Origin of the sequence: Rhodobacter capsulatus (assembly GCF_052363185.1) — a bacterium.
GTDB classification, from domain to species: Bacteria; Pseudomonadota; Alphaproteobacteria; order Rhodobacterales; family Rhodobacteraceae; genus Rhodobacter; species Rhodobacter capsulatus_E.
The window spans coordinates 1950070-1973052 of sequence record NZ_CP198955.1 but is presented as its reverse complement, the minus strand read 5'-3'; the positions used below and the strand labels follow the sequence as shown (position 1 = coordinate 1973052).

Annotated in this window: 27 protein-coding genes and 1 pseudogene; 20 read left to right on the top strand and 8 right to left on the bottom strand. The window is 64.9% G+C overall.

All coding sequences use genetic code 11. The features are described from left to right. Positions 1 to 21: 21 nt before the first annotated feature. Positions 22 to 747, bottom strand: a complete 726-nt coding sequence (locus tag ACTTAG_RS09800; protein ID WP_444462153.1) for a hypothetical protein — start codon at positions 745 to 747, stop codon at positions 22 to 24. A gap of 124 nt (positions 748 to 871) precedes the next feature. Here ACTTAG_RS09800 and ACTTAG_RS09795 point away from each other — a divergent pair, with 124 nt between their 5' ends. The 4 genes and pseudogenes from ACTTAG_RS09795 to ACTTAG_RS09780 form a co-directional block, all read left to right on the top strand. Further along, a complete protein-coding gene (locus ACTTAG_RS09795) occupies positions 872 to 1600 on the top strand; it encodes a hypothetical protein (protein WP_444462152.1) in 729 nt (242 codons plus the stop codon). Further along, a complete protein-coding gene (locus tag ACTTAG_RS09790; protein WP_444462151.1) occupies positions 1600 to 2343 on the top strand; it encodes an FHA domain-containing protein in 744 nt (247 codons plus the stop codon). Before ACTTAG_RS09795 ends, ACTTAG_RS09790 begins: the two co-directional genes overlap by 1 nt. Positions 2344 to 2518: 175 nt before the next feature. Continuing rightward, a complete protein-coding gene (locus ACTTAG_RS09785; RefSeq protein ID WP_444462150.1) occupies positions 2519 to 3004 on the top strand; it encodes a transposase in 486 nt (161 codons plus the stop codon). Positions 3005 to 3395: 391 nt separating this feature from the next. Next, positions 3396 to 3798, top strand: a pseudogene (locus ACTTAG_RS09780) (transposase); the annotation flags it as partial. Here the strand turns inward: ACTTAG_RS09780 and ACTTAG_RS09775 are convergent. Beyond that, on the bottom strand, positions 3799 to 4089 hold the full coding sequence (locus ACTTAG_RS09775) for a hypothetical protein (protein ID WP_444462149.1): 291 nt from the start codon (positions 4087 to 4089) through the stop codon (positions 3799 to 3801). Positions 4090 to 4283: 194 nt separating this feature from the next. Here ACTTAG_RS09775 and dusA point away from each other — a divergent pair, with 194 nt between their 5' ends. Both dusA and ACTTAG_RS09765 read left to right on the top strand, forming a co-directional pair. Beyond that, positions 4284 to 5228 carry a tRNA dihydrouridine(20/20a) synthase DusA gene (gene dusA / locus ACTTAG_RS09770; protein ID WP_444462148.1) on the top strand — a complete coding sequence of 315 codons (945 nt, stop codon included), beginning with the start codon at positions 4284 to 4286 and terminating at the stop codon, positions 5226 to 5228. A 1-nt stretch (position 5229) separates the two neighbouring features. Continuing rightward, positions 5230 to 6045 (top strand): sulfite exporter TauE/SafE family protein, encoded by an 816-nt coding sequence (locus ACTTAG_RS09765; protein ID WP_444462147.1) that lies wholly within the window; start codon positions 5230 to 5232, stop codon positions 6043 to 6045. A gap of 45 nt (positions 6046 to 6090) precedes the next feature. On the opposite strand, the gene mazG is transcribed toward ACTTAG_RS09765, so the two are convergent. Then, positions 6091 to 6921, bottom strand: a complete 831-nt coding sequence (gene mazG / locus ACTTAG_RS09760; protein ID WP_444462146.1) for a nucleoside triphosphate pyrophosphohydrolase — start codon at positions 6919 to 6921, stop codon at positions 6091 to 6093. 62 nt (positions 6922 to 6983) lie between these two features. On the opposite strand from mazG, the gene ACTTAG_RS09755 reads away from it, so the two are divergent. From ACTTAG_RS09755 to ACTTAG_RS09710, 10 genes are all read left to right on the top strand, one after another. Beyond that, positions 6984 to 8147: a M20 aminoacylase family protein gene (locus ACTTAG_RS09755; protein ID WP_444462145.1), complete on the top strand. Its 1164-nt coding sequence runs from the start codon at positions 6984 to 6986 to the stop codon at positions 8145 to 8147. A gap of 267 nt (positions 8148 to 8414) precedes the next feature. Next, the gene (gene yajC / locus ACTTAG_RS09750; protein ID WP_444462144.1) at positions 8415 to 8750 is read left to right on the top strand and encodes a preprotein translocase subunit YajC; all 336 of its coding nucleotides are present in this window, start codon (positions 8415 to 8417) and stop codon (positions 8748 to 8750) included. Between the two features lie 22 nt (positions 8751 to 8772). Beyond that, positions 8773 to 10437, top strand: a complete 1665-nt coding sequence (gene secD / locus ACTTAG_RS09745; RefSeq protein ID WP_444462143.1) for a protein translocase subunit SecD — start codon at positions 8773 to 8775, stop codon at positions 10435 to 10437. 9 nt (positions 10438 to 10446) lie between these two features. Continuing rightward, positions 10447 to 11430, top strand: a complete 984-nt coding sequence (secF, locus tag ACTTAG_RS09740; RefSeq protein ID WP_444462142.1) for a protein translocase subunit SecF — start codon at positions 10447 to 10449, stop codon at positions 11428 to 11430. Continuing rightward, positions 11417 to 11791, top strand: a complete 375-nt coding sequence (locus ACTTAG_RS09735) for an Mth938-like domain-containing protein (RefSeq protein ID WP_444462141.1) — start codon at positions 11417 to 11419, stop codon at positions 11789 to 11791. The genes secF and ACTTAG_RS09735 overlap by 14 nt, the downstream gene beginning before the upstream one ends. After that, positions 11788 to 12432, top strand: a complete 645-nt coding sequence (gene ccmA, locus ACTTAG_RS09730) for a heme ABC exporter ATP-binding protein CcmA (RefSeq protein WP_444462140.1) — start codon at positions 11788 to 11790, stop codon at positions 12430 to 12432. The genes ACTTAG_RS09735 and ccmA overlap by 4 nt, the downstream gene beginning before the upstream one ends. Positions 12433 to 12550: 118 nt before the next feature. Then, entirely contained in the window at positions 12551 to 13207 is a 657-nt protein-coding gene (gene ccmB / locus ACTTAG_RS09725; RefSeq protein WP_444462139.1) for a heme exporter protein CcmB, read from the top strand. Between the two features lie 82 nt (positions 13208 to 13289). Then, positions 13290 to 14018 carry a heme ABC transporter permease gene (locus ACTTAG_RS09720; RefSeq protein ID WP_444462138.1) on the top strand — a complete coding sequence of 243 codons (729 nt, stop codon included), beginning with the start codon at positions 13290 to 13292 and terminating at the stop codon, positions 14016 to 14018. Further along, on the top strand, positions 14015 to 14173 hold the full coding sequence (ccmD, locus tag ACTTAG_RS09715; RefSeq protein ID WP_444462137.1) for a heme exporter protein CcmD: 159 nt from the start codon (positions 14015 to 14017) through the stop codon (positions 14171 to 14173). Before ACTTAG_RS09720 ends, ccmD begins: the two co-directional genes overlap by 4 nt. Next, positions 14166 to 14696, top strand: a complete 531-nt coding sequence (locus tag ACTTAG_RS09710; RefSeq protein WP_444462136.1) for a DsbE family thiol:disulfide interchange protein — start codon at positions 14166 to 14168, stop codon at positions 14694 to 14696. Before ccmD ends, ACTTAG_RS09710 begins: the two co-directional genes overlap by 8 nt. 48 nt (positions 14697 to 14744) lie before the next feature. Here ACTTAG_RS09710 and hpt read toward each other — a convergent pair whose 3' ends face one another. After that, a complete protein-coding gene (gene hpt / locus ACTTAG_RS09705) occupies positions 14745 to 15293 on the bottom strand; it encodes a hypoxanthine phosphoribosyltransferase (RefSeq protein ID WP_444462135.1) in 549 nt (182 codons plus the stop codon). An 81-nt stretch (positions 15294 to 15374) separates the two neighbouring features. Here hpt and ACTTAG_RS09700 point away from each other — a divergent pair, with 81 nt between their 5' ends. Further along, positions 15375 to 15845 (top strand): type II toxin-antitoxin system RatA family toxin, encoded by a 471-nt coding sequence (locus ACTTAG_RS09700; RefSeq protein ID WP_444462134.1) that lies wholly within the window; start codon positions 15375 to 15377, stop codon positions 15843 to 15845. Between the two features lie 72 nt (positions 15846 to 15917). Here the strand turns inward: ACTTAG_RS09700 and ACTTAG_RS09695 are convergent, their stop codons facing one another. The 4 genes from ACTTAG_RS09695 to ACTTAG_RS09680 form a co-directional block, all read right to left on the bottom strand. Then, a complete protein-coding gene (locus ACTTAG_RS09695; RefSeq protein ID WP_444462133.1) occupies positions 15918 to 17096 on the bottom strand; it encodes an ammonium transporter in 1179 nt (392 codons plus the stop codon). Between the two features lie 154 nt (positions 17097 to 17250). Beyond that, positions 17251 to 17718: a CinA family protein gene (locus ACTTAG_RS09690; RefSeq protein ID WP_444462132.1), complete on the bottom strand. Its 468-nt coding sequence runs from the start codon at positions 17716 to 17718 to the stop codon at positions 17251 to 17253. Further along, a complete protein-coding gene (locus ACTTAG_RS09685) occupies positions 17715 to 18209 on the bottom strand; it encodes a phosphatidylglycerophosphatase A family protein (protein WP_023915966.1) in 495 nt (164 codons plus the stop codon). The genes ACTTAG_RS09690 and ACTTAG_RS09685 overlap by 4 nt, the downstream gene beginning before the upstream one ends. A 1-nt stretch (position 18210) precedes the next feature. Then, a complete protein-coding gene (locus tag ACTTAG_RS09680; RefSeq protein ID WP_444462131.1) occupies positions 18211 to 19350 on the bottom strand; it encodes a bifunctional 2-C-methyl-D-erythritol 4-phosphate cytidylyltransferase/2-C-methyl-D-erythritol 2,4-cyclodiphosphate synthase in 1140 nt (379 codons plus the stop codon). A gap of 192 nt (positions 19351 to 19542) precedes the next feature. Here ACTTAG_RS09680 and dusB point away from each other — a divergent pair, with 192 nt between their 5' ends. From dusB to ACTTAG_RS09665, 3 genes are read left to right on the top strand one after another with little or no spacing between them, the layout of a single operon-like run. Next, entirely contained in the window at positions 19543 to 20517 is a 975-nt protein-coding gene (dusB, locus tag ACTTAG_RS09675) for a tRNA dihydrouridine synthase DusB (RefSeq protein ID WP_444462130.1), read from the top strand. Beyond that, the gene (locus tag ACTTAG_RS09670) at positions 20514 to 21581 is read left to right on the top strand and encodes a two-component system sensor histidine kinase NtrB (protein ID WP_444462129.1); all 1068 of its coding nucleotides are present in this window, start codon (positions 20514 to 20516) and stop codon (positions 21579 to 21581) included. Before dusB ends, ACTTAG_RS09670 begins: the two co-directional genes overlap by 4 nt. Positions 21582 to 21584: 3 nt before the next feature. Then, positions 21585 to 22961, top strand: a complete 1377-nt coding sequence (locus tag ACTTAG_RS09665) for a response regulator (RefSeq protein WP_444462128.1) — start codon at positions 21585 to 21587, stop codon at positions 22959 to 22961. The last annotated feature ends 22 nt before the right edge of the window (positions 22962 to 22983 follow it).

The following is a 22983-nucleotide window of genomic DNA, read 5'->3' as shown; positions in this document are numbered from 1 at the left end:
AAATGGGGGGCGCCGGAAAACTCAATTGGCGATGGCCAGAAGTTTGCGGTTGCGCGCCAGACGCGCCTGGGTGCTGGCTGCGGCGCTGGACAGCGTGGCCAGGTTTGTCTGACCGCCTTTCGACGCCGCCTGCAATTCGTTACGCGTGCTGATCATGTTGCGTTCGCTTGTGGCCAGCGCAGTATCGACCGTGCGCCTGTTGGCGTTGATCGCATTCAGTCGCGCGTGGTAAGACGCATCACTGATCTGTTTGTTGGCAAGCTGCCGCTTGAGCGAGGCGATTTCGGAGTTTTGCGACCGCAAAACCGCGCGCAGGCTGGTTTCGACGCCGTTCAGCTTGGCGCTCACCCCCTTGAGATTGGCCAGAACCTGATCGCGCTTCACCAATTCGGTGTTCTTCGCCGCCGCCGCCTGACCGACCTGATTGCCCGCGACCCCGCCCGCGACGGCGCCCAGCATAGCCCCCCGGGCGCAATCATCGCCATCGCCGCCCATCAACAGCACAAGGCCACAGCCCGCCAGGGCCCCCACCGCGGCGCCTTCCACGGTGTTGCGCACGATGATGTTGCTGGTGACCTGATTCAGGCTTTTCGCATCGGCTTCCAGCTGTCGCTCGGCTGGGGTTTTCTGGGCCGAAACCGAGGCCTGCCCGATCCCGCCGCCGCCCGCCATGCCGCCTGTGGTCTCGGTGCAGGCGCCAAGCCCCATGGTTGCCAGCAGAAGGCTGGTCACAATTACCTTGCGCATTCGAGATGCCTCCAATCAATTGCCGAATGTCTTTCGCAGAGACTATATCCAGATCATCGATTCTCAACACGAATTTGTGTCCTCAATATGATGAAAAAGAATATATTTATTAGGGGCATATATTATGTGCCGCAATCTTGTTCGTGGCAGGGTTTCCATCGCAATCAAATCAATTTTCCCTCTGCATTCGGGCCATCCCGGAAAGATGGACTCGCGCTGCCGCAGGACGATTGGCAAGATCAAGGTTGATTCGGCCGGAAGGCTGCAAATGGAATTGGAGGAGGCTGTATTGCCGGCAAGGACGCGACGTCAGTCCCAGATTCACAGTTATTTTTCGCGTTACATGACGATCGCGGGCGTGCTTGGAAGCTTTTCCGACATTCTTTCGGTCGGCGGCACGGTTGCGGGATTGTTCGGCTGGGTGGCTTCCGGAAACGATCTGGGGGTTCCGCAACTTCCGCTTGATCAGGCGCCGTTGCCCATTCGCATGGCGCTGTTCTGGCTTTTCTCGGCGGGTCTTGGCTGGGTTCTGGGTCTGATCGTGCAGCTTCTGCGTCATCATGCGCGCACCGTCCGGCTGATGATCTCGCTTTTGGCGACGCTGGTGATGGCGGGGTTTCTGACCGGCTTCGGGGATTGGTTGATCGCACCGCGCCATCCCTCGGATCTGCCGCAGCAGTTCGTTCTGACCCTGCTTGGCGCCATGGTGGCGATGCGCTGCACGGTCGAGAATCTGTCGGCCAGCCGGACCGGCGTCAGCACCGCCGAAGTCGAAGAGCGCAGCCTTGTGCTGCTGGCCTTTGCGATCTCGATCGCGGCGTTCCTCGTGTTCATCGAACTTGGAGCAAACTGATGTCGGGCAGCGGATCTCTGGAGGGGAAGGCGGCCGCGTCGTTGCTGCTTGCGGCGGGGACGATGGACCTGCTGACGGTCTATGGCCTGGTGCAGCTGGCAGCGCCGTTCGTGGCACCGCAGGCGCGGGAATTCCTGCCTGCCGAAGTTGCCCCCTATGCGAATGCGGTTCTGATCCTGCTTGCTCTGGGGGCGTTTTGGGTCTTCACCGATGTGGTTCTGGCGGGACACAGCCCGGGGCGCCTTGCCTTGGGGCTGTCGATGCGCGACCGCGAGGGGCGCCCGTTGTCGCTGCCGCGGCGGATCACCCGGGCGATCGGCCGGGTCATGTTCGGCGGGTTGACCGGTTTGCGCGTGACCGGGCCTGCGGGCTATGACCGGGTGGCGAAAACGGTCTGGTATGGACCTATGGGGGTTCCGTCGGCGGCGGCGCGGCGCATCGCCTTTCTCAACGGTCGGCTGGCGGGGCGGTCGGTGGCCCTGGGCAAGCTGCCCGGATATGCGCCGAAGGACCCCATACGCATCGGGCGCGACCGCAAATGGGCCCAGGTGCCGCTTGACGATCCCGGCGTCTCGGGGCGGCATTGTTTGCTGCGCGTCGAGGGAGGCTTGGCCTGCGTTCTGGATCTGGGGTCGCAAAATGGCACGCTGATCAATGGTCGGCCTGTTGCGGCCCAGAAATGGTCCGCCGTTCCGCCCGGCGCCGAGATATCGGTGGCCGGATTGCGCCTGGTGCTGCGCTGATCCCGCCGCGCGGCGGCCCTGACACCCGGGTCATTGCCTTGCTCCCGGCGTGCCCGGGCGCGGATGCCTCATACGCTTGAGGTCTTGCGGGGCCCCGGCCTCGAATCGACCCGCAAAAAGACAAGGCGAAGGTCGAGGCGTTCCGCCGCTTGATCGTAAGCGATGGCTTTCCCCATTGACCCAGCTTGCGAATGCGATCCGCGCCCATCTGGGCGAATTCGGTTTGGTCGTGCCGAAGGGTGTTCACAACATGAAGCGTCTTGTCGCCGAAGCGGAGGCGGCGGATCTGCCGCCCGAGGCGCGCATGCCGCTTGATCTGCTGGTTGGGCAGTTTACCGACACGAAGGCGCGTATCGACGCCATCACCGCCGATCTGCGCCGCGCCGCCGAGGCGGATGAGACGGAGCGGCGGCTGCAAACGATGCCCGGCATTGGCCCGATCACCGCCAGCGTTCTGGCCGCCACGCTTCCTGATGTGTCGGCCTTCCGCTCGGCCCGCGATCTATCGGCTTGGCTCGGCCTGACGCCGAAGCCGCATTCCAGCGGAGGCAAGGAACGGCTGGGGGGCGATCTCCAAAATGGGCAACCGCTATATCCGGCGGTTGCTCTACCTTGGCGCCATGGGGGTGATTTCCGCCCGCAAACGCGCCGATCCGGGTGAGGACTGGCTGGGACGCATGCTGGAGAAGAAGCCGCTGAAGGTCGTCGCTATCGCGCTGGCCAACCGCATGGCGCGTCAGATCTGGGCGATGCTGAGAACCGGCGAGGCCTGGCGAGCGGCGTGACGGCGTTGAACTTCGGGCCGCAAGAGGCCTGATCGAAAGGACGAGGGCAAAGTGAGATGATGGCAAACTGACGGACACGAGGCCGGGACACCCCGTTCGAACCGGAGCGCCGCGAGCGCGTGCCATTGATAGGGACCTGAGCCTCACGCGGACGTTCATCAAGGCGCGCGGGCACACCGCAATCGAGACGCCGAATACATGGCCGCACCCGACCAGTTGGCGGAAATCACAGACCCCCTTGTCACGCGGGAGCCATCCATACATGGTTCAAGAACAAGGTCGAATGAATTTTGCCTCGAAGCTCTGGAGGAGGCCTTGGCCCGCCATGGCCGACCCGAAATCTTCAACACGGACCAGGGTAGCCAGTTCACCAGCCCGCGGTTCACCAGGGTGCTGCTGGATGCTGCCGTGAAGATCTCGATGGACGGGCGCGGGCGCTGGATGGACAATGTGATGATCGAGCGGTTGAACTATGAGTGCGTCTATCTGCATGCCTTCGAGACCGGCTCCGCCGCCCGCGCAGGCATTGGCAAGTGGATCGTTCGGCCACTCTCTCGAACCGGTGGCGTTCGTGGCCTCACTTTACAACACCCAGCGCCCCCATTCGGCGCTTGGCGGAAGGACACCGATCGAGGCCCATCAGGGCCAAGACCTGAAGGCGGCGGCATGATCAACAGGCAAGCTTAGCAACGCCGCAAATCTGTCCGGAAAATGGGGACCACCTCACATACTTGTCGGTTGCGTCTCCCAGAGTTTCCTTGCCGGGTTGCGGGCCGCGAATGTCTCTGCCCTCGGCTATCGCCAAGTCGATCTCGGCCTCTCGTTTTTTTGCCCACTTTTCCGCGTCCTTGCGGTTGTCGAAGGTCTGACTCTCGCGATAGTTATCGAAACTTCTGCGGATGATCTGAACTAGATAGGCCTTCCGTCCGCCCTTCCTTGCTCTCTCGGTAATGCTTGCCATGACTCACCTCGCCCAAGAACCGTCTGACTGCCAAGATTGCCGTCTGACGGATAGTCATACAGCGAAATTTTTTAAAAAAGTCAGGCGATTTCGGAATTTTTCCAGAAAATCAGATGATCAATGCGGAGAATAAGTGAGTGGATAATCAAGCAAAATCAATGACATGCGACCACTCAAGGCTTTCTGTCGCCCCAATGCTCGACTGGACTGATCGTCATTGTCGGGTGTTTCACCGGACGATCTCGCGCCATGCGCTGCTTTATACCGAGATGGTCACCGCCCCGGCGGTGATCCATGGCAAACGGGCGCAATTGCTGGATTTCAGCCCGGTCGAACATCCGGTGGCGCTGCAACTGGGCGGGTCCGATCCGGCCGAACTGGCCGAGGCCACGCGGATCGCAAGCGACTGGGGCTATGACGAAATCAACCTGAATGTCGGCTGCCCCTCGGACCGGGTGCAGTCGGGGGCTTTCGGCGCGGTCTTGATGAAATCCCCCGATCTGGTCGCGCGCTGTGTCGCGGCGATGCAGGAAGCCTCGCCGGTCGAGGTGACGGTGAAATGCCGGATCGGCGTCGATGACCAGGCGCCCGAAGAGGTGCTGCCCGCCTTTCTGAAAACCGTCTCCGAAGCCGGGGTCACACGGTTCACCCTGCACGCCCGCAAGGCCTGGCTGCAGGGGCTTTCGCCCAAGGAAAACCGGGAAATCCCGCCGCTCGACTATCCGCTGGTCCATGCGATGAAGCGGGAATTTCCGCATCTGCATCTGAGCCTGAACGGCGGCGTCGGCACGCTGGATCAGGTGCAGGCGCATCTGGCCGCGGGCATGGACGGGGTGATGGTCGGCCGCGCCGCCTATCAGGAGCCGATGGCGGTTCTGGCGGGCGCCGATGTCGCGCTTTGGGGGGCGGGCGCGGTGCTTTCGGCCGTCGAGGTGGCCGAGGCGATGAAGCCCTATATCGCCGATCATCTGGCCGCGGGCGGGCGGCTGCATCAGATCACCCGGCACATGCTGGGGCTGTTTCATGGCCGCCCCGGCGCGCGGGGCTGGCGGCGCGTCCTGTCGGAAGGCGCGACGCGCCCGGGCGCGGGGCTTGCCCTTTACGATCAGGCGCTGGCCGAAGTCACACGAGAGACGTAAGATGGACGCTCTGACAACTCTTCTGCCGCTTTTCGCGATCCTGCTGGCCGTCGGCGCCTTCGCCGGGGTTCTGGCGGGGCTGCTGGGGGTGGGCGGCGGCATCGTTCTGGTTCCGGCCTTCTTCTATCTTTTCAAGGGTCTGGGCTATGGATCGGCGGGGCTGATGCAGGTCTGTGTCGCCACCTCGATGGCGACGATCATCATCACCTCGACCCGTTCGGTCACCGCCCATGCCCGCAAGGGCGCTGTCGACTGGCAGCTTTTGCGCGACTGGGCGCCCTATGTCGCGATCGGGGCGCTGGCGGGGGTTTTTCTGGTCTCGCGGCTCGACACCCATGCGCTGACGGTCATTTTCGGCACGCTCGTCATGGCGATCGCGCTTTACATGGCCTTCGGCAAGCAAGGCTGGCGCATCGCCGAGGGGATGCCGGGGCAGGGGTTCCGGCTTTGGTTCGGGCCGCTGATGGGGATGGTTTCGGTGCTTCTGGGCATTGGCGGCGGTTCGATCTCGACGCCGATGCAGACGCTGCACGGCATCCCGATGCACCGCGCCGTCGCTACATCGGCGGGCTTCGGGGCGATCATGGCGGTGCCCTCGACGCTGGCCTTTCTGCTAACGCCGGTCGAAAACGCGCCGCCCTTCACCCTCGGCGCGATCAACATTCCGGCGCTGGTGGTGATCGGCGCCACCACCGCCGTCACCGCAGCCTGGGGCGCTGCACTGGCGCATCGGCTTGACCCGAAACCGCTCAAGCGCCTTTTTGCGGGCTTCCTGATGCTGGTCGCGCTGAACATGCTGCGCAAGGCGCTGTTCTGAGTTCATCTTGCAAAAAATATCCCGGGGTGCGGGGCAGCGCCCCGCTTACAGCCCCTTGCGCTTGGCCGCATCCCAAAGCGCATCCATCTCGGCCAGATCGCTGTCGGCGGGCCGCTTGCCCGCCTTGGCCAGTTCCGCCTCGATGAAGGCAAACCGGCGGGTGAACTTGCCATTGGCCGCGCGCAGACAGGCTTCCGCATCCAGCCCCAGATGCCGCCCGAGGTTCACCATGACGAACATCAGATCGCCATATTCCCCGGCGATCTCCGCGGGGCCCAAGTCCTCGCGGGCCTCGACCAGCTCGTTCGCCTCTTCGACGATCTTCGCCACCACCTCGGCGGTAGAGGGCCAATCAAACCCCACCCGCGCCGCGCGCTTTTGCAGCTTCAACGCCCGCGTCAGCGCCGGAAGCCCCAGCGCGACACCATCCAGCACCCCGGTCTCGGCCTTGGCCGCACGCTCGGCGGATTTGATTTTCTCCCAATCTTCCGTCTGTTGCGCGGCGCTCTTCACACGGCTTTCATCGCCGAAGACATGCGGATGCCGCGCGATCATCTTCGCATTGATCCCGCGCAACACATCCAGCAGCGAAAAATGCCCGGCCTCGGCTGCCATCTGCGCATGAAAGACAACCTGCAAAGCCAGATCGCCCAATTCGCCCGAAAGCTCCCCCCAGGCTTGGCGTTCGATCGCATCGGCGACCTCGTGGGCCTCCTCGATCGTATAGGGGGCGATACTGGCGAAATCCTGCTCGATATCCCAGGGGCAGCCGGTTTCCGGATCGCGCAGACAGGCCATGATCGCGGCGAGCCGCTCGGTCTCGGCCCCCACGCTGTCGGTTTCCACGAAGATCCCCGGATCGGTCGGTTTCGCCATTGCCTTGTGCCCCCTGCAGGTCCATCTACTTCCCTATCGCTTTCCAAAACCCAGAGTCCACCATGCCCGTGATCAACCGCATCGCCGCCCTTGCCCCCGAGATGAAGGAATGGCGGCACTGGCTGCACCGTCACCCCGAACTGGAATTCCAGCTGCCGAAAACCGCCGCCTTCGTGGCCGAACGGCTGCGCGAGATCGGCGTGGACGAGATCCACGAGGGTATCGCCACTTCGGGCATCGTGGCGCTGATCCGGGGCCGTCAGGACGGCCCCACGATCGGGCTGCGCGCCGACATGGATGCGCTGCCGATCGACGAGATCACCGGGGTGGACTATGCCTCGGAACACGACGGCAAGATGCATGCCTGCGGCCATGACGGCCATACGGCGATGCTGCTGGGGGCGGCCAAATATCTGGCCGAGACGCGGAATTTCGCTGGCACTGTGGCGCTGCTCTTTCAGCCCGCCGAGGAAGACGGCGGCGGCGGCGAGGTGATGGTGCGCGAAGGCGTAATGGAGCGGTTCGCGATCACCGAGGTTTACGGCATCCACAATGCGCCGAACCTGCCCTTTGGGCATTTCCACACCACCCAGGGCGCGCTGATGGCCGCGGTCGATACCGCCTGGGTCACGGTGACGGGACGCGGCGGGCACGGGGCGACGCCGCATGAATGCATCGACCCGATCCCGGCGATCACCGCGATGGTCGGATCGCTGCAGACGATTGTCTCGCGCAACCTCTTCGCGATGGATGAGCTGGTCGTTTCGGTGACACAGATCCATGTCGGCACGGCAAACAACATCATCCCCGAAACCGGCTGGTTCTGCGCCACGATCCGCTCCTTCACGCCCGATGTCCGCGCCATGGTGGAACGCCGCTTCCACGAGATCGTCGAAGGCACGGCCGCCGCCTTTGGCGTCTCGGTCGAGATCCGCTATGACCGGGGCTATCCGCCCACCATCAACGATGGCGACAAGGCCCGCTTTGCCGCCGAAGTGGCGCGTGAAGTCTCGGGTCCCGAAGCGGTCAAGGACGATGCCGGGCGCGAAATGGGCGCCGAGGATTTTTCCTACATGCTCGAGGCGCGGCCGGGCGCTTATCTCTTCCTTGGCACCGGGCCGGGGGCGGGGCTGCACCATCCGGCCTTCGATTTCAATGACGAGGCCGCGCCGATCGGCGCGAGCTTCTTCGCCCGGCTGGTCGAGCGCGCGCTTCCGGCCCGCTGAGGGGGGGCTCTGCCCCATCCGCAAGCGGCGTCCCCGGGATATTTGCGCCAAGGTGAAAGCCGATCCGTTGCCCTTTCACCTTGGTCCAAATATCCCGGGGGTGAATTCGGCGCAGCCGAAGAGGGGGCAGCGCCCCCTTTTTCCTGACACAACCGTGATCGCGGCCCCGGCCTGCCGCTCGCGCCTTGCCATTGCGGGGGGCCACGGCTAGGGTGCCCGCCGAAAACCGGGGCACCGCCCCCACGGCCCTAACGAAAGGACCATGCCATGTTCGTCACTCCCGCCTATGCCCAGGATGCCTCTGCCGCTGTCGGAGGCCTTGAAGCCTTCGGCCAGTTCGTGCCGCTGATCCTGATCTTCGTGATCATGTATTTCCTGCTGATCCGCCCGCAGCAAAAGAAAGCCAAGGAACACAAGGCGATGGTCGATGCGCTGCGGCGTGGCGACATGGTGCTGACGCAGGCGGGCATCATCGGCAAGATCGTGCATCTGCGCGAAGACGGCGAAGTCGAGGTCGAGATCGCCAAGGACATGAAGGTGCGGATGATCCGCAGCGCCGTCGTTCAGGTCCTGTCGAAGACCGAACCGGCCGCCAACAACTGACCTGAACCGGGGCCGCGCCGCCATGCTGCAGATTTCGCTTTGGAAGCGTTTCGTCATTCTGGGTCTGTGCCTTGCGGCGCTGATCACGGCGGCGCCCAACCTCTTCTATTCCCGGGTCGAGGGGCATAACGACGCCGTTGCCGCCTTCGACAAGACCGGGGCGATGACCGAGACCCAGGTCGCCGCCAAGGCCGCCTGGCCCGACTGGGCGCCCTCGGCGCTGGTCAATCTGGGGCTGGATCTGCGCGGCGGCGCGCATCTTCTGGCCGAGGTGCATCTGAACGAGGTCCACAAGGCCCGAATGGATGCGCTTTGGCCCGAGGCGCGCAAGGTTCTGGCCGCCGAACGTGCCACCATCGGCGCGATTCGCCGTGTGCCCTCGCCCGCGGGCGAATTGCGCATCCAGATCGGCGAGCGCACGCAGATCGCCCGCGCCGTCGAAGTGGCGCGGACGCTGGCAAGCCCGGTGGTCAGCCTGACCGGGGTCGGCCAGTCCGACTACGAGGTGACGGGCGAGGGCGACACCGTCGTCTTCCGGCTGTCGGAGGCCGAACAGAAAGCCACCGATGACCGCACCATGCAGCAATCGCTGGAAATCGTGCGCCGTCGCGTCGATGCGGCGGGCACGCGCGAACCCACGATCATGCGGCAGGGCACCGATCGCATCCTGATCGAAGTGCCCGGCATCGGCTCGGCGCAGGAGCTGAAGGATCTGATCGGCACCACCGCGAAACTGACCTTCCATCCGGTGCTGGGCACGACCTCGAACCCGGATGCGCCGGTGGCCTCGGGCAATGAACTTCTGCCCGATGCCTCGCGGCAGGGCCTTTATCACATGCTGGACGAGGTTCCGGTGGTGACGGGCGACGATCTGACCGATGCGCGCCCGACCACCGATGACAACGGCGCCCCGGCGGTGTCGTTCCGCTTCAATGTCAGCGGCGCGCGGGCCTTTGGCGATTACACCGCCGACCATATCGGCGAGCCCTTTGCCATCGTTCTGGACGGCAAGGTGATTTCGGCGCCGACGATCCAGGCGCATATCGCGGGCGGATCGGGGATCATCACCGGCCGTTTCAGCATCGAGGAGGCGACCGATCTGGCGCTCTTGTTGCGGGCGGGTGCGCTGCCTGCGGGCATGACCTTCCTTGAGGAACGGACGGTGGGGCCGGAACTGGGGGCCGACAGCATCGAGTCGGGCAAGAAGGCCGCCGTCGTCGGCTTTGGCCTTGTGATCGCCTGGATGATCCTGTCCTACGGCCTTTTCGGCGTCTTTGCCGCCGTGGCGCTGGTCTTCAACATCGTGATGATCTTCGCCTTCATGGGCGCGGTGGGCGCGACGCTGACGATGCCGGGCATCGCCGGGATCGTGCTGACGATGGGCACCGCGGTCGATGCCAACGTGCTGATTTTCGAGCGCATCCGCGAGGAATTGCGCCAGGCGAAAAGCCCGGCGCGGGCGATCGAGCTTGGCTATGAAAAGGCGATGTCGGCGATCATCGACGCCAATGTCACCACCTTCCTGACCGGGGTGATCCTGTTCGTCCTTGGCGCGGGGCCGGTGCGCGGCTTTGCCGTGACGCTGATTGTCGGCATCGTCACCTCGGTGTTCACGGCGATCTGGGTGACCCGGCTGCTGGTGGTCATCTGGTATGGCTGGCGCCGTCCGAAAACGATCGTGGTGTGAGGAGCGACCATGGCTTTCCGTCTCAAACTCGTCCCCGAACATACCGCGATCGACTTCTTCCGCTGGCAATGGCTGACCTTCGGCTTTTCGGTGGTGGCGGTGATCGGCTCGATCCTGATCGCGGTGGTGATGGGGCTCAATTTCGGCATCGACTTCCGCGGCGGCACGACGATCCGCACGGAATCGACGCAGCCGCTGGAGATTGCCGCCTATCGCGCCGCGCTCGCGCCGCTCGATCTGGGCGATGTGGCGATCACCGAGGTCTTCGATCCGAATTTCCGCGCCGATCAGCATGTGGCCTCGATCCGCATCCAGGCCCAGCCCGGGCAGGATGCGATGCACCCCGAGGACATGGCGCGGATCGAGGCGGCGCTGCAGGGCGTCGATCCGGCGGTGGTCTTCGTCTCGACCGAATCCGTCGGCCCGAAAGTCTCGGGGGAGCTGATCTGGACCGCGATCTGGTCGGTTCTGGCGGGGACGGTGGCGATCGTCATCTATGTCTGGCTGCGCTTCGAATGGCAGTATTCGATCGGCGCGCTGGCCTCGCTCGTGCATGATGTCGTCTTCACCATCGGCATCTTTGCGGCCTTTCAGATCAAGTTCGACCTGACGACGATTGCCGCGCTGCTGACGATCCTCGGCTATTCGATCAACGACACCGTCGTCGTCTTTGACCGGCTGCGCGAAAACCTGATCAAATACAAGACGATGCCGCTGCGCGACGTGATGAACCTTTCGGTCAACGAGACCCTGAGCCGCACCGTGATGACCTCGGGGACGACGCTGATCGCGCTTGTCTCGCTTCTGGTCTTTGGCGGCGACGTGATCCGCGGCTTCGTTTTTGCCATCACCTGGGGGGTGATCGTGGGCACCTATTCCTCGGTCTATGTGGCCAAGAATGTGGTGCTGTTCATCGGGCTGGACCGCAACAAGGAGAAAAAGGACCCCTCGGACAAGTTCTTCTCGGGCGGGGCGCAAGATGGCGCCCCGTGAGCCGGGCTTCGGGGCGGCACTGCCGATCGACGGTTTCGGTCCGGGGTTCTTTCGCGTCGCCGGGGCGGTGCATCGCGGCGGGCTTTTGATCCGGGCCGAGGGCGCGACGGCCTGGAGCGGCTTTGACGATCTTGCGGCGCTGCGCGCGCTGGCGGGGCAGGTGGATCTGCTCCTGTGCGGGATGGGGGCTGATATCTCCCATCTTCCCAAAGGCTTGCAGCTCGATCTTGAAGCGCTTGGCGTGCTGGTCGAGCCGATGGCCACGCCCGCCGCCGCGCGTCATTACAATGTGCTGCTTTCCGAAGGGCGCCGCGTGGCCGCGGCGCTCTTGCCGCTGCCGGGCGCGGGTCCGGCCGCATGACGCTGCTCGCCGTCGAAAATCTCACCGTCAGCCGGGGCGGTCTTGCCGTGCTGGAGGGGGTGAGCTTTGCGCTGACGGCGGGGCAGGCGCTGGTGTTGCGCGGCCCGAACGGGATCGGCAAGACGACGCTTTTGCGCACTTTGGCCGGGCTGCAGCCGCCGCTGGCCGGGCGGGTGTCGATGCCGCCCGAGGGGATCGCCTATGCCGCCCATGCCGACGGGCTGAAGGCCACGCTGTCGGTGCGCGAGAACCTGCAGTTCTGGGCGGCGATCCATGCCACCGACGGGGTCGAGACGGCGCTTGAACGGATGAACCTGCGGGCGCTCGAACATCGCGCCGCGGCAAGCCTCTCGGCCGGGCAGAAGCGTCGGCTGGGGCTGGCGCGGCTTCTGGTCACCGGGCGTCCGGTCTGGGTGCTGGATGAACCGACGGTTTCGCTTGATGCGGCCTCGGTCGCGCTTTTTGCCGAAGCGGTGCGGGCGCATCTGGCGGCAGGCGGCGCGGCGCTGATGGCGACGCATATCGACCTGGGTCTGGCCGAGGCCGCGGTGCTGGATCTGGCGCCGTTCAAGGCGCGTCCGCCCGAGGCGGGCGGCCACCGCGGCGCCTTCGATCACGGCTTTGACGGGGCTTTCCTGTGAGCCGCGGCGCCCGGGTCCAGCCGCAAAAGGGCGTATTTGCGCCAAGAAGAAACGGCATGGCTTTTTCTTGGTCCAAATACGCACTTGCCGAGATCTGCGACGGGCGGAGGATGTTGCCATGATGGCGCTTTTGTCGCGGGATCTGCGGCTGGCGATCCGGGCCGGGGGCGGCTTCGGGCTGGGGCTCGCGTTTTTTCTGATCGTGGTGACGCTGGTGCCCTTTGGCGTCGGCCCGCAGGGTGCGATTCTGGCGCGGATCGCCAGCGGCATCCTGTGGCTGGGGGCGCTGCTCGCCTGTCTTTTGTCGCTTGACCGGATCTTCGCGCTCGATTTCGAGGATGGCTCGCTGGATCTTCTGGCCACCGCGCCGATCCCGATGGAGGCGGTGGTGACGATCAAGGCGCTGGCGCATTGGATCACCACCGGGTTGCCGCTGGTGCTGGCGGCTCCGCTTTTCGCCGTGCTGCTGCATCTGCCCACGCCCGCCTATCTCTGGCTCGAGATCTCGCTGCTTCTGGGCACGCCCGCGCTCTCGGTTCTGGGCACCTTTGGCGCGGCGCTGACGGTGGGGCTGAAGCGGGGCGGCTTGCTGTTGTCGCTGCTGGTTCTGCCGCTTTATGTGCCGACGCTGATCTTTGGCGCCGAGCTGGTGCGGCGCGGCGTCGAGGGGCTGGCGGTCGAAGTGCCGCTGGCGATGCTGGCGGGGATCACCGCGGCCACCGTGGCTTTGGTGCCCTTTGCCTCGGCCGCCGCGATCCGGGTCAATTTGCGGTGAGAATGATTCCAAGTTGATGCGCGTCAATCCGCGCCGTGCGAAAGCGTGGCATCTGCGGAAGGCGCAAGGGGAAGGAAAGCCGATGTCGATCTGGGAATATGCGAACCCGGTCAAATTCATGCAGACTTCGGGCTGGCTGCTGCCCTGGGTCGTGGGGGCCACGGTTCTGACTTTGGTGCCGGGGCTTGTCTGGGGGTTCTTCTTCACCCCGGTCGCGGCCGAATTCGGGGCGACGGTGAAGGTGATCTATGTGCACGTTCCGGCGGCGACCTTTGCGATCAACATCTGGGTGATGATGCTGGTCGCCTCGCTGATCTGGCTGATCCGGCGTCACCATGTTTCCGCACTGGCCGCAAGGGCGGCGGCGCCGATCGGCATGGTGATGACGCTGATCGCGCTGGTTACCGGCGCGCTTTGGGGGCAGCCGATGTGGGGGACCTGGTGGGAATGGGACCCGCGGCTGACCTCGTTCCTGATCCTGTTCCTGTTCTATCTGGGCTACATGGCGCTGTGGGAGGCGATCGAAAACCCCGATACCGCCGCCGATCTGACCGGGGTTCTGTGTCTTGTGGGCTCGGTCTTTGCGGTGCTCTCGCGCTATGCGGCGATCTTCTGGAACCAGGGGCTGCATCAGGGCGCGACGCTCAGCCTCGACAAGGAAGAGCATATTGCCGATGTTTATTGGCAGCCTTTGGTGCTGTCGATCGTCGGTTTCGGGCTGCTCTTCGTGGTGCTGCTGCTGTTGCGCACCCGCACAGAGATCCGCGCGCGCCGTCTCAAGGCGCTTGAGCAGAGGGAGCGCATGGCATGATGCCGGAGTTCGGAAAATACACGGTCACCATCCTCGGGTCCTGGGGGGCGACGCTGGTGCTGCTGGCGGGGCTGGTCGCGGTGACGCTGATCCGCGGCGCAAAGGTAAAACGGGCGCTGAAGGCGCAGGAAGAACGGATGAAGAACGATGGCTAAGCCCCTGATGTTTTTGCCGCTTATCGTGATGGCTGGCTTCATCGGCGCGGGCTATTTCGCGATGCAGCAGAATGATCCGAACGACATGCCGACAGCCCTTGCGGGCAAGGAGGCGCCGCCGGTGCAGCTGGAACCGCTGGGGGCGGCGATGCCCTTTACCGATGCCGATCTGCGTGATGGCAAGATCAAGCTGGTGAACTTCTGGGCTTCGTGGTGCGCGCCCTGCCGGGTCGAACATCCGAATCTGATCGGTCTGAAACAGGACGGAATCGAGATTATAGGTGTGAACTGGAAGGACACGCCCGACAAGGCGCAGGCCTTCCTGGACGAGATGGGCAGCCCCTATGCGAAGCTGGGCGCCGATCCGCGCAACAAGATGGGGCTCGATTGGGGCGTCGCGGGGGTTCCCGAAACCTTCGTTGTCGATGGCGAGGGGCGCATCGTGATGCGCATTGCCGGGCCGTTGACCGCGGATGTGATCACACAAAAGGTCGATCCGCTTCTGGCGGGCGACGGGGAATAGCTGCGGCTCTGCGCCGGGCGGGCAAGATGCTGGCCCGGCGCTGTGTGATCACTTTGCCTGATCCAGGAACCGCACCGTGCCGATGAAGGGCAGGTTGCGGTGGTTCTGCGCATAGTCGAGCCCGTAGCCCACGACGAATTCGTCGGGGATCTCGAAGCCGGTCCAGCGCGCCTTCACATCGACCTCGCGGCGCGACGGCTTGTCGAGCATGGCGCAGCATTCGATCCGCCGCGGCGCGCGTGCCCGCAACATCTCCATCACCTTTGAAATCGTGTGGCCGGTGTCGACGATATCTTCCACCACCAACACGTCGCGCCCGCCAATTGTGCCCCGCAAGTCCTTGAGAACGCGCACTTCTCGGGTCGAGGTGGTGTCGTTGCCATAAGACGAGGCCTCCAGGAAATCGACCTCGCAGGGGACGCCGATTTCCCGGATCAGATCGGCGATGAAGACAAAGGAGCCGCGCAGCAGCCCCACCACGACCAGGCGGTCGGTATCCTTGAAGGCCTCGGTGATTTCGGCGCCAAGCGCCTCGACCCGGGCGGCGATCGCCTTTGCCGAGATCATCTGGTCGATCACGTAACCGCTTTGCGACATCGTTCCTCCTGCGGCCTCTCGGCCCTTGCATTTCAGTTGCTTTATCGCAAGAAGAGGCGCGGGAAAAGGGAGACGGGCACGATGCCGCGGCACACCGAACAGCGTTTCATGCCCTATTCGGCGGCGCAGATGTATGCGCTTGTGGCCGATGTTGCGCGGTATCCGGAATTTCTGCCGTGGAATTCGGCCGCCCGCATCCGCGCGCGCAAACCCGGGCCGCGTCCGGGCACCGAGTTGATGGAAGCGGATCTGGTGATCTCGTTCAAGGTGTTCCGCGAGCGCTTCGGATCGCGCGTCGTGCTGGACCCCGAGAATTTCCGCGTCGATACGCAATATCTCGACGGGCCTTTCAAGCACATGCATTCCTGGTGGCAATTCTCGGATCGGCCGGGCGGCTGCGAGGTCGATTTCTTCGTCGATTTCGAATTCAAGAATGCGCTGTTGCAGGGGGTTATCGGTATCGTTTTCGATCAGGCGATGCGGATGATCGTCAAGGCTTTCGAGGATCGGGCGATTGCGCTTTATGGCTGGTCGGGGCGGGTTCAGGTCTGACGACCGTGGCCCATGGTTTCTGGAAAAGGCCGCCACATGGCGGCCTTTTTTATTTTTTACAATGGGTTGCGGTCAGGAGTTGAAATCATAGGCGCGTTCGCCATGGGTCGAGATGTCAAGCCCGTTGGTCTCGGATTCCTTGTCGACGCGCATCGGGAAGACCAGCGCCACGGCGCGGGCGATCCCCCAAGTCAGCGCAAGCGTGTAAAGACCGACGATGATGAGCGCGCCGAACTGTGCCGTAAAGCTTGCTGCACCATAAACTGCCACCATGATCGTGCCGAAGATGCCACCGACGCCATGCACGGCGAAGACATCGAGAGAATCGTCCAGTTTCAGCCGTTCCCGCACGATCAGCACCGCTTCCTGGCACAAAACCCCTGCCACCGTGCCGATAATCACCGCCTGCTGCGGCGAGACATAGCCCGAGGCCGGGGTGACCGAGGCCAGACCGGCGATTGCCCCGGTGACGATGCCGACCAGCGAAGCGCGGCCGAACTTGATCCGCTCCCAGAACATCCAGGACAGCGAGGCGGCCGCGGCCGACAGATGCGTGGCGGTGATCGCCATTGCGGCGGTGCCGTCGGCGGCCAGTTCTGAGCCGCCGTTGAACCCGAACCACCCCACCCAGAGCAGGCCCGCCCCGATCGCCACCATGCCGGGGTTGTGCGGCGGGGTGTGGCGGTTGCGGCGCGGTCCGATCATCACCGCCAGCAAAAGGGCGGCAAGGGCTGCGGTCTCATGCACGACGATGCCGCCGGCAAAGTCGCGCGTGCCCGTGGCGCCGAAGATCCCGCCATCGGCCATGAAGCCGCCGCCCCAGATCCAATGCGCGACCGGCGCATAGACCAGCAGCATCCAGAGCGCGGAAAAGCTGAGGACCCACCAGAAATTCACCCGCTCGACAAAGGCGCCGAGGATCAGCGCCGGTGTGATCACGGCGAAAGTCATCTGGAAGGCGAAGAACAGAATCTCGGGCAGGGTGCCGCGCAGGCTCTCGGCGGTGACGCCGATCATGCCAAGACGCGACAGGCCGCCCCAGACGCCGCCGACCTCGCCAAAGGCGATCGAATAGCCGGCAAGCAGCCAAAGAAGGCTCATCGCTGCCGCCAGCGCGAAACACTGCATGAAGAGCGACAACACGTTGCGCGCCCGCACGAGCCCGCCATAAAAAAGCGCCAGGCCCGGCAGCGTCATCAACAGCACCAGCGCCGTCGCCATGCTGACCCAGGCGGTATCTGCCCCGTTCATCCCGAATCCTCCTTGTCGGTTTTGCAGCGGCGAAGCATGCCGAAACCGCCGTGAAAAGGCGCAAGTGGGGGGCAGGGGCGCCCAAATCATGGGCGTATTCGGGTTGCCCGGGAAATGAGCGCAATTTCCGCGCCAAGCCGGGAATTGCGGCGCATTATGAAAGCGCGGCGGCCAGGAGCGACAGGGCGTGATCGCAGGATTTCGTCCGCACGGCCGCGCGGCCAAGGGCGCCGAAATCCTGCGTTTCGGTCTCGACCGCGCCACCGCGGCGGGCGATGCCGAAGCAGACGCGGCCCTCGGGTTTGAACTCCGATCCGCCGGGGCCCGCGATGCCGGTGATCGACACCGCCAGATCGGCGCTGGACCGGGCCAGCGCGCCCAGCGCCATTTCGCGGGCGACCTGTTCGGAAACCGCGCCAAAGGCCTCAAGCGTCGCGGGTGAAACGCCCAGCATCTCGACCTTGGCGGCGTTCGAATAGGTGACGAAGCCGCGCTCGAAGACGCTGGACGATCCGGGGATCTCTGTCAGCGCTGCGGCGACCATGCCGCCGGTGCAGCTTTCGGCCGTGGTGATGCGAAGGCCTTTTTCGCGCGCCGCATCAAGCACTTGCGCGGCGATCATCTGATGAACCCGTGCCAGAGACCGGCCGCGATCACCGTGCAGATCCCCGCAAAGAGCCCCGCCCAGAGATCGTCAAGCATCACCCCCGCCGCATCGCCGCGGCGGTCGGCGCGGCCGACAAGCCAGGGCTTCCAGATGTCGAAGAGCCGGAAGAAGAGGAACGCCGCCACCGGCCCCGGCCAGACCATCGACATGTCCCGCAGCCAGAACCCGGCGGCCGGGAAGATCAGCGCGACGCCGATGCCCGCCACCTCGTCGATGACGATTTCCGAAGGGTCCTCGCCCGGGCGGTCGCGCAATTCGCGCGCCACGGCCCAAAAGCCCAGGGCTGTGATCACAGCCGTTGCCGCCACAAGCGGGCCAAATCCTGCGAAGCGTTCGACCGCCCAAAGCAGGGCCAGACCCGCCGCCGTGCCCCAGGTGCCCGGGGCAGGGCGCAACCGGCCGACGAAGCCGAAAGTGGTGATGGCCTGCAGCCAGCGGGCCGCCATCTTACGCGCCGATCAGCGTCACGGTGGCGATCGAGGCGATGCCTTCCTCGCGGCCCGTAAAGCCGAGCCGCTCGGACGTCGTGGCCTTGACCGAGACGCGCGCGGGCTCGATCTCCATGATCCGCGCGAGTTCCGCCGCCATCGCCACGGCATGCGGGCCGATCTTGGGCCGTTCGCAGATCAGCGTCACATCGGCATTGCCGATCCGGAAACCTTTCGATTTCGCCAGTTTCGCCGCATGGTCGAGGAAGATCCAGCTCGCGGCGCCCTTCCATTGCGGATCGGAGGGCGGGAAGTGACGGCCGATGTCACCCTCGGCCAGCGCGCCATAGATCGCGTCGGTCAGCGCATGCATGCCCACATCGGCATCCGAATGACCGAGCAGCGCCTTCACATGCGGCACTTTCACCCCGCACAGCACCACATGATCGCCTTCGCAAAAGGCATGCACATCATAGCCGTTGCCCAGTCGCACATCCATCTTTTGCCCCTTCCTTTCACGCAATATCGCCTCGGCGCGGGCGAAATCCTGCGCATAGGTGATCTTCAGATTGTCTTCATGCCCCGGAACGATCGCCACGGAAAGCCCCGCGTGCCGCGCCACCTCGACATCATCGGCGGCACCGCCCGGATGGGCACGATGCGCGGCCAGAATCTCGGGGAAACGGAAGCCCTGCGGCGTCTGGGCCCGGTACAGCCCCTCGCGGTCCTGGGTGCCCGCGACCAGACCGGCCGCGCCGCGCCAAAGCGCATCGGTCACGGCCAGCGCGGGCGCGGCCCCCGGGGTGGTTTCCAAAGCGGCCAGAACCGCGGCGGTGACCGAGGCCGGAACCAGCGGCCGCGCGGCATCATGGATCAGCACCTTCGTCACATCCGAGCCATCCAGCGCCTCAAGCGCGTTCTTGACGCTTTCGGACCGCGTCGCGCCCCCCGCAACCAGCACGACCGAGCCGCCCAGCAAATCCATGCCAAGCCCCATGTCATCGGGATGCAGCACGACCAGAACCCGCCCGATCCCGGCAAAAGCCTCGACCGTGCGCGCCAGAACCGGCTTTCCGGCCAGATCGCGCCATTGTTTCGGCAGGCCTTCGCCCGCCCGCGTGCCGCGACCTGCCGCGACGATGATCACCGCAACCGACATGCTGCCTCCTTGCTTGCCAAAGGCTTAGGCCATGCGCGGCCCGGGCGCAATGCACACAGAGCCGCAGCTGGTTGCATAAATTTCGGGCATATGCCGATTTTTCTCGCCAATGTGAGGGCCAAGGCGTCGGTAGCAATTGTGATTCCCCGGCCGTGCCGCTAGTTCCTTGGGCAGTTGAACGCGAGAGAACCCGTGACGATCCGCCTTGAGACCCTTCACCTTGATCCTCCGGTGCTGCTGGCGCCGATGGCGGGCATCACCGATCTGCCGTTTCGGCGCATGGTGGCGCGGTTCGGTGCGGGGCTCGTCGTGTCGGAAATGGTGGCCTCGGGCGAGATGCTGACCGCCAAGCCCTCGGTTCGGGCCAAGGCGCGGGCGGAACTGGCGGCGGGGCTGCCGACCTCGGTGCAACTGGCCGGGCGCGAGGCCGCGCCGATGGCCGAGGCGGCGAAGATCGTGGCCGACATGGGCGCCGAAATCATCGACATCAACATGGGCTGTCCGGCAAAAAAGGTGACGGGCGGGCTTTCGGGCGCGGCGCTGATGCGCAACCCCGATCATGCCTTGCGGCTGATCGAGGCGGTCGTGGGCGCGGTCGATCTGCCGGTGACGCTGAAGATGCGGCTCGGTTGGGACAGCGACCAGCTGAACGCGGCCGAGATTGCCCGGCGGGCCGAAGCCGCGGGGGTGAAGATGATCGTCATTCACGGCCGCACCCGGATGCAGTTCTACACCGGTGCGGCCGATTGGCGCGCGATTGCCGCCGTGCGGCAGGCGGTTTCGGTGCCGGTGGTGGCGAATGGCGACATTGTCGATGCCGCCTCGGCCCGCGCGGCGCTGGATCAAAGTGGCGCGGCGGGGGTGATGGTGGGGCGCGGCGCGCAAGGCGCGCCGTGGCGGCTGGCGCAGATCGCCGCCGCGATCTTTGGCACGGCAATGCCGAAGCTGCCCTCTGGTTCTGAATTTTCTGAATTTGTGTCAGAGCATTACGAGGCGATCCTCAGTTTTTACGGCCGCGATCTGGGCTTGCGCATCGCGCGCAAGCATCTGGGCTGGTATGCCGAGGCCGCCGCCGCGCCGCTGCGCGCCGAGATGATGCGCGCCACCGATCCCGCCGCCACGCTTGCGCTGATCCGCAGCGCCTTTTCCGACAGGGAGGCCGCATGAACCTGCCCCCGCCCGGCATCATCTGGAACTCGCTGCCGCTGCCTGCGCTGATGATCGACGTCAATGATCGGGTGATCGAGATCAATCCGGCGGCCGAGCTTTTCCTCAATCTTTCGGCGCGGGCGCTCAAGGGGCAGGTGCTGGGCGAGCGGCTGGCGATTTCGGCGCCGCTTGAGGAAATCTTCGCCCGGGTGCGCAAGAACCGCTCGGCGCTTTTCGTCAACGACGTTGATCTGACCACCGGCGAACGCGCGCCGGTGCAGTGCAATCTGCAGGCCGCGCCGATCGCCGATGACCCGGAAACCGTGCTGCTGCTGATCTCGCCGCGCGAGATCGCCGACCGGCTGGGCCGGGCGAGCATGGTGAAATCGGCGGCGCGTTCGGCCATTGGCATGGCCGAGATGCTGGCGCATGAGATCAAGAACCCGTTGGCGGGCATCGCCGGGGCGGCGCAGCTTTTGTCGATGGGGCTTTCGGGCGAGGATCTGGAACTGACCGATCTGATCGTCGATGAAACCCGCCGCATCGTGAAGCTGCTGGAGCAGGTCGAGCAGTTCGGCAATGTCCGCCCGCCCGAGATGAAACCGGTCAACATCCACGATGTGCTTGATCGGGCAAGAAAATCCGCCGCCGTTGGTTTTGGCGCCCATATGCTGATCGTCGAGGATTACGACCCCTCCTTGCCGCCGACGCTGGGCGATGCCGATCAGCTGACACAGGTCTTCCTGAACCTTCTGAAGAACGCCTCGGAAGCGGCGCGGGGGCAAGGCACGATCCGGCTGCGCACCTTTTATGATTACGCGCTGCGGCTGCGCCGTCCCGATGGTGGCGGGCAGCGCCTGCCGCTGCAGGTCGAGGTGATCGACGACGGCCCGGGCATTCCCGCCGACATCGCCAGCTCGATCTTTGAACCCTTTGTTTCGGGGCGCGAAAACGGCACCGGCCTTGGCCTTGCCCTCGTCTCGAAGATCGTCTCGGAACACAATGGCTGGGTCAGCCTTGAAAGCGCCCCCGGCCGCACCGTGTTCCGCATTTCCCTGCCCGTGGCCCCGAAGGAGCATTGACCGATGGATGGCACCGTTCTTGTCGCCGACGACGATCGCACGATCCGCACCGTTCTGACCCAGGCGCTGACCCGCGCCGGCTGCAAGGTCCATGCCACGGCCTCGCTGATGACGCTGATGCGCTGGGTCGAGGAGGGCAAGGGCGATCTGGTGATTTCCGACGTGATCATGCCCGATGGCAACGGGCTCGAAGCGCTGCCGCGGATCGCGCGGGAACGGCCGGGCCTGCCGGTGATCGTGATTTCGGCGCAAAACACCATCATGACGGCGATTCAGGCGGCGGAAGCCGATGCCTATGATTACCTGCCCAAGCCCTTTGATCTGCCCGATCTGATGAAACGGGCGGCGCGGGCGCTGGAACTCAAGCGCCGGGCGCAGGTGGTGCCGAAGGTGGTGGAAAGCACCCGCCCCGAGGGCACCGATCTGCCGCTGGTCGGGCGCACGGCGGCGATGCAGGCGCTTTACCGGCTGGTGGCGCGGGTGATGAATGCCGATCTGCCGGTGATGATCATGGGCGAATCGGGCACCGGCAAGTCGCTGATCGCCAAGGCGATTCACGATTTCTCGGATCGGCGCACGCTGCCCTTTGTCGTCGCGCAGGCGGCCGATCTGGCGGGGGCGGATGGCCCCTCGGCGCTTTTGTCGCGCGTCAAGGGCGGCTCGCTCGTCTTTGACGAGGTCGGCGATTACGACGACGAGACCCAGGGGCGGATCGTGCGCATGCTCGATGCGCTGCCCGATCCGGCGCCACGGATCATGGCGACGACCCAGGTCGATCTGGGCGCGCTGATGGAGGCGGGCCGGTTCCGGCAAGATCTGTTCTATCGGCTGGGCGGGGTGACGCTGGCGGTGCCTTCGTTGCGCGAGCGGGTCGAGGACATTCCGCTGCTGGCCGAGCATTTCCTCGGCCGGGCCGAGCGCGACGGTCTGGGCACGCGGCGGTTTTCGGCCGAGGCGATGGCGCTGGTGCGGGCCTATGCCTGGCCGGGCAATGTGCGCCAGCTGGAAAACACCGTGCGGCGGCTCGTCGTGACCGCGTCCGAGGAGGAAATCACCCGCGCCGAGGTGGAATTCGTGCTGGGCAACCAGCCCGCGGTCGAGCCGCTGCGCGGCCCGGGCGGCGAGGGCGAGAAGCTGTCGGCCTCGATCGCGCGGCATCTGCGGCGCTATTTCGACCTGCATGGCGGCAACCTGCCGCCGCCCGGGCTTTACGACCGGATTCTGGCGGAAATGGAAGCCCCGCTGATCGAGATTGCCCTGGATGCGACCGGCGGCAATCAGGCCAGATGTGCCGATCTTCTGGGGATCAACCGCAATACCTTGCGCAAAAAGATCACCGATCTGGATATTCAGGTGACAAGGCGGCGCAAACTGATGTAAATAGGCCACAGGTATTTGTGGC

Excerpts from the sequence above, each read along its gene's own strand:
- ACTTAG_RS09800 (WP_444462153.1), bottom strand. The coding sequence starts at position 747 with ATGCGCAAGGTAATTGTGACCAGCCTTCTGCTGGCAACCATGGGGCTT.
- ACTTAG_RS09795 (WP_444462152.1), top strand. The coding sequence starts at position 872 with ATGTGCCGCAATCTTGTTCGTGGCAGGGTTTCCATCGCAATCAAATCA.
- ACTTAG_RS09790 (WP_444462151.1), top strand. The coding sequence starts at position 1,600 with ATGTCGGGCAGCGGATCTCTGGAGGGGAAGGCGGCCGCGTCGTTGCTG.
- ACTTAG_RS09775 (WP_444462149.1), bottom strand. The coding sequence starts at position 4,089 with ATGGCAAGCATTACCGAGAGAGCAAGGAAGGGCGGACGGAAGGCCTAT.
- dusA (WP_444462148.1), top strand. The coding sequence starts at position 4,284 with ATGCTCGACTGGACTGATCGTCATTGTCGGGTGTTTCACCGGACGATC.
- ACTTAG_RS09765 (WP_444462147.1), top strand. The coding sequence starts at position 5,230 with ATGGACGCTCTGACAACTCTTCTGCCGCTTTTCGCGATCCTGCTGGCC.
- mazG (WP_444462146.1), bottom strand. The coding sequence starts at position 6,921 with ATGGCGAAACCGACCGATCCGGGGATCTTCGTGGAAACCGACAGCGTG.
- ACTTAG_RS09755 (WP_444462145.1), top strand. The coding sequence starts at position 6,984 with ATGCCCGTGATCAACCGCATCGCCGCCCTTGCCCCCGAGATGAAGGAA.
- yajC (WP_444462144.1), top strand. The coding sequence starts at position 8,415 with ATGTTCGTCACTCCCGCCTATGCCCAGGATGCCTCTGCCGCTGTCGGA.
- secD (WP_444462143.1), top strand. The coding sequence starts at position 8,773 with ATGCTGCAGATTTCGCTTTGGAAGCGTTTCGTCATTCTGGGTCTGTGC.
- secF (WP_444462142.1), top strand. The coding sequence starts at position 10,447 with ATGGCTTTCCGTCTCAAACTCGTCCCCGAACATACCGCGATCGACTTC.
- ACTTAG_RS09735 (WP_444462141.1), top strand. The coding sequence starts at position 11,417 with ATGGCGCCCCGTGAGCCGGGCTTCGGGGCGGCACTGCCGATCGACGGT.
- ccmA (WP_444462140.1), top strand. The coding sequence starts at position 11,788 with ATGACGCTGCTCGCCGTCGAAAATCTCACCGTCAGCCGGGGCGGTCTT.
- ccmB (WP_444462139.1), top strand. The coding sequence starts at position 12,551 with ATGATGGCGCTTTTGTCGCGGGATCTGCGGCTGGCGATCCGGGCCGGG.
- ACTTAG_RS09720 (WP_444462138.1), top strand. The coding sequence starts at position 13,290 with ATGTCGATCTGGGAATATGCGAACCCGGTCAAATTCATGCAGACTTCG.
- ccmD (WP_444462137.1), top strand. The coding sequence starts at position 14,015 with ATGATGCCGGAGTTCGGAAAATACACGGTCACCATCCTCGGGTCCTGG.
- ACTTAG_RS09710 (WP_444462136.1), top strand. The coding sequence starts at position 14,166 with ATGGCTAAGCCCCTGATGTTTTTGCCGCTTATCGTGATGGCTGGCTTC.
- hpt (WP_444462135.1), bottom strand. The coding sequence starts at position 15,293 with ATGTCGCAAAGCGGTTACGTGATCGACCAGATGATCTCGGCAAAGGCG.
- ACTTAG_RS09700 (WP_444462134.1), top strand. The coding sequence starts at position 15,375 with ATGCCGCGGCACACCGAACAGCGTTTCATGCCCTATTCGGCGGCGCAG.
- ACTTAG_RS09695 (WP_444462133.1), bottom strand. The coding sequence starts at position 17,096 with ATGAACGGGGCAGATACCGCCTGGGTCAGCATGGCGACGGCGCTGGTG.
- ACTTAG_RS09690 (WP_444462132.1), bottom strand. The coding sequence starts at position 17,718 with ATGATCGCCGCGCAAGTGCTTGATGCGGCGCGCGAAAAAGGCCTTCGC.
- ACTTAG_RS09685 (WP_023915966.1), bottom strand. The coding sequence starts at position 18,209 with ATGGCGGCCCGCTGGCTGCAGGCCATCACCACTTTCGGCTTCGTCGGC.
- ACTTAG_RS09680 (WP_444462131.1), bottom strand. The coding sequence starts at position 19,350 with ATGTCGGTTGCGGTGATCATCGTCGCGGCAGGTCGCGGCACGCGGGCG.
- ACTTAG_RS09670 (WP_444462129.1), top strand. The coding sequence starts at position 20,514 with ATGAACCTGCCCCCGCCCGGCATCATCTGGAACTCGCTGCCGCTGCCT.
- ACTTAG_RS09665 (WP_444462128.1), top strand. The coding sequence starts at position 21,585 with ATGGATGGCACCGTTCTTGTCGCCGACGACGATCGCACGATCCGCACC.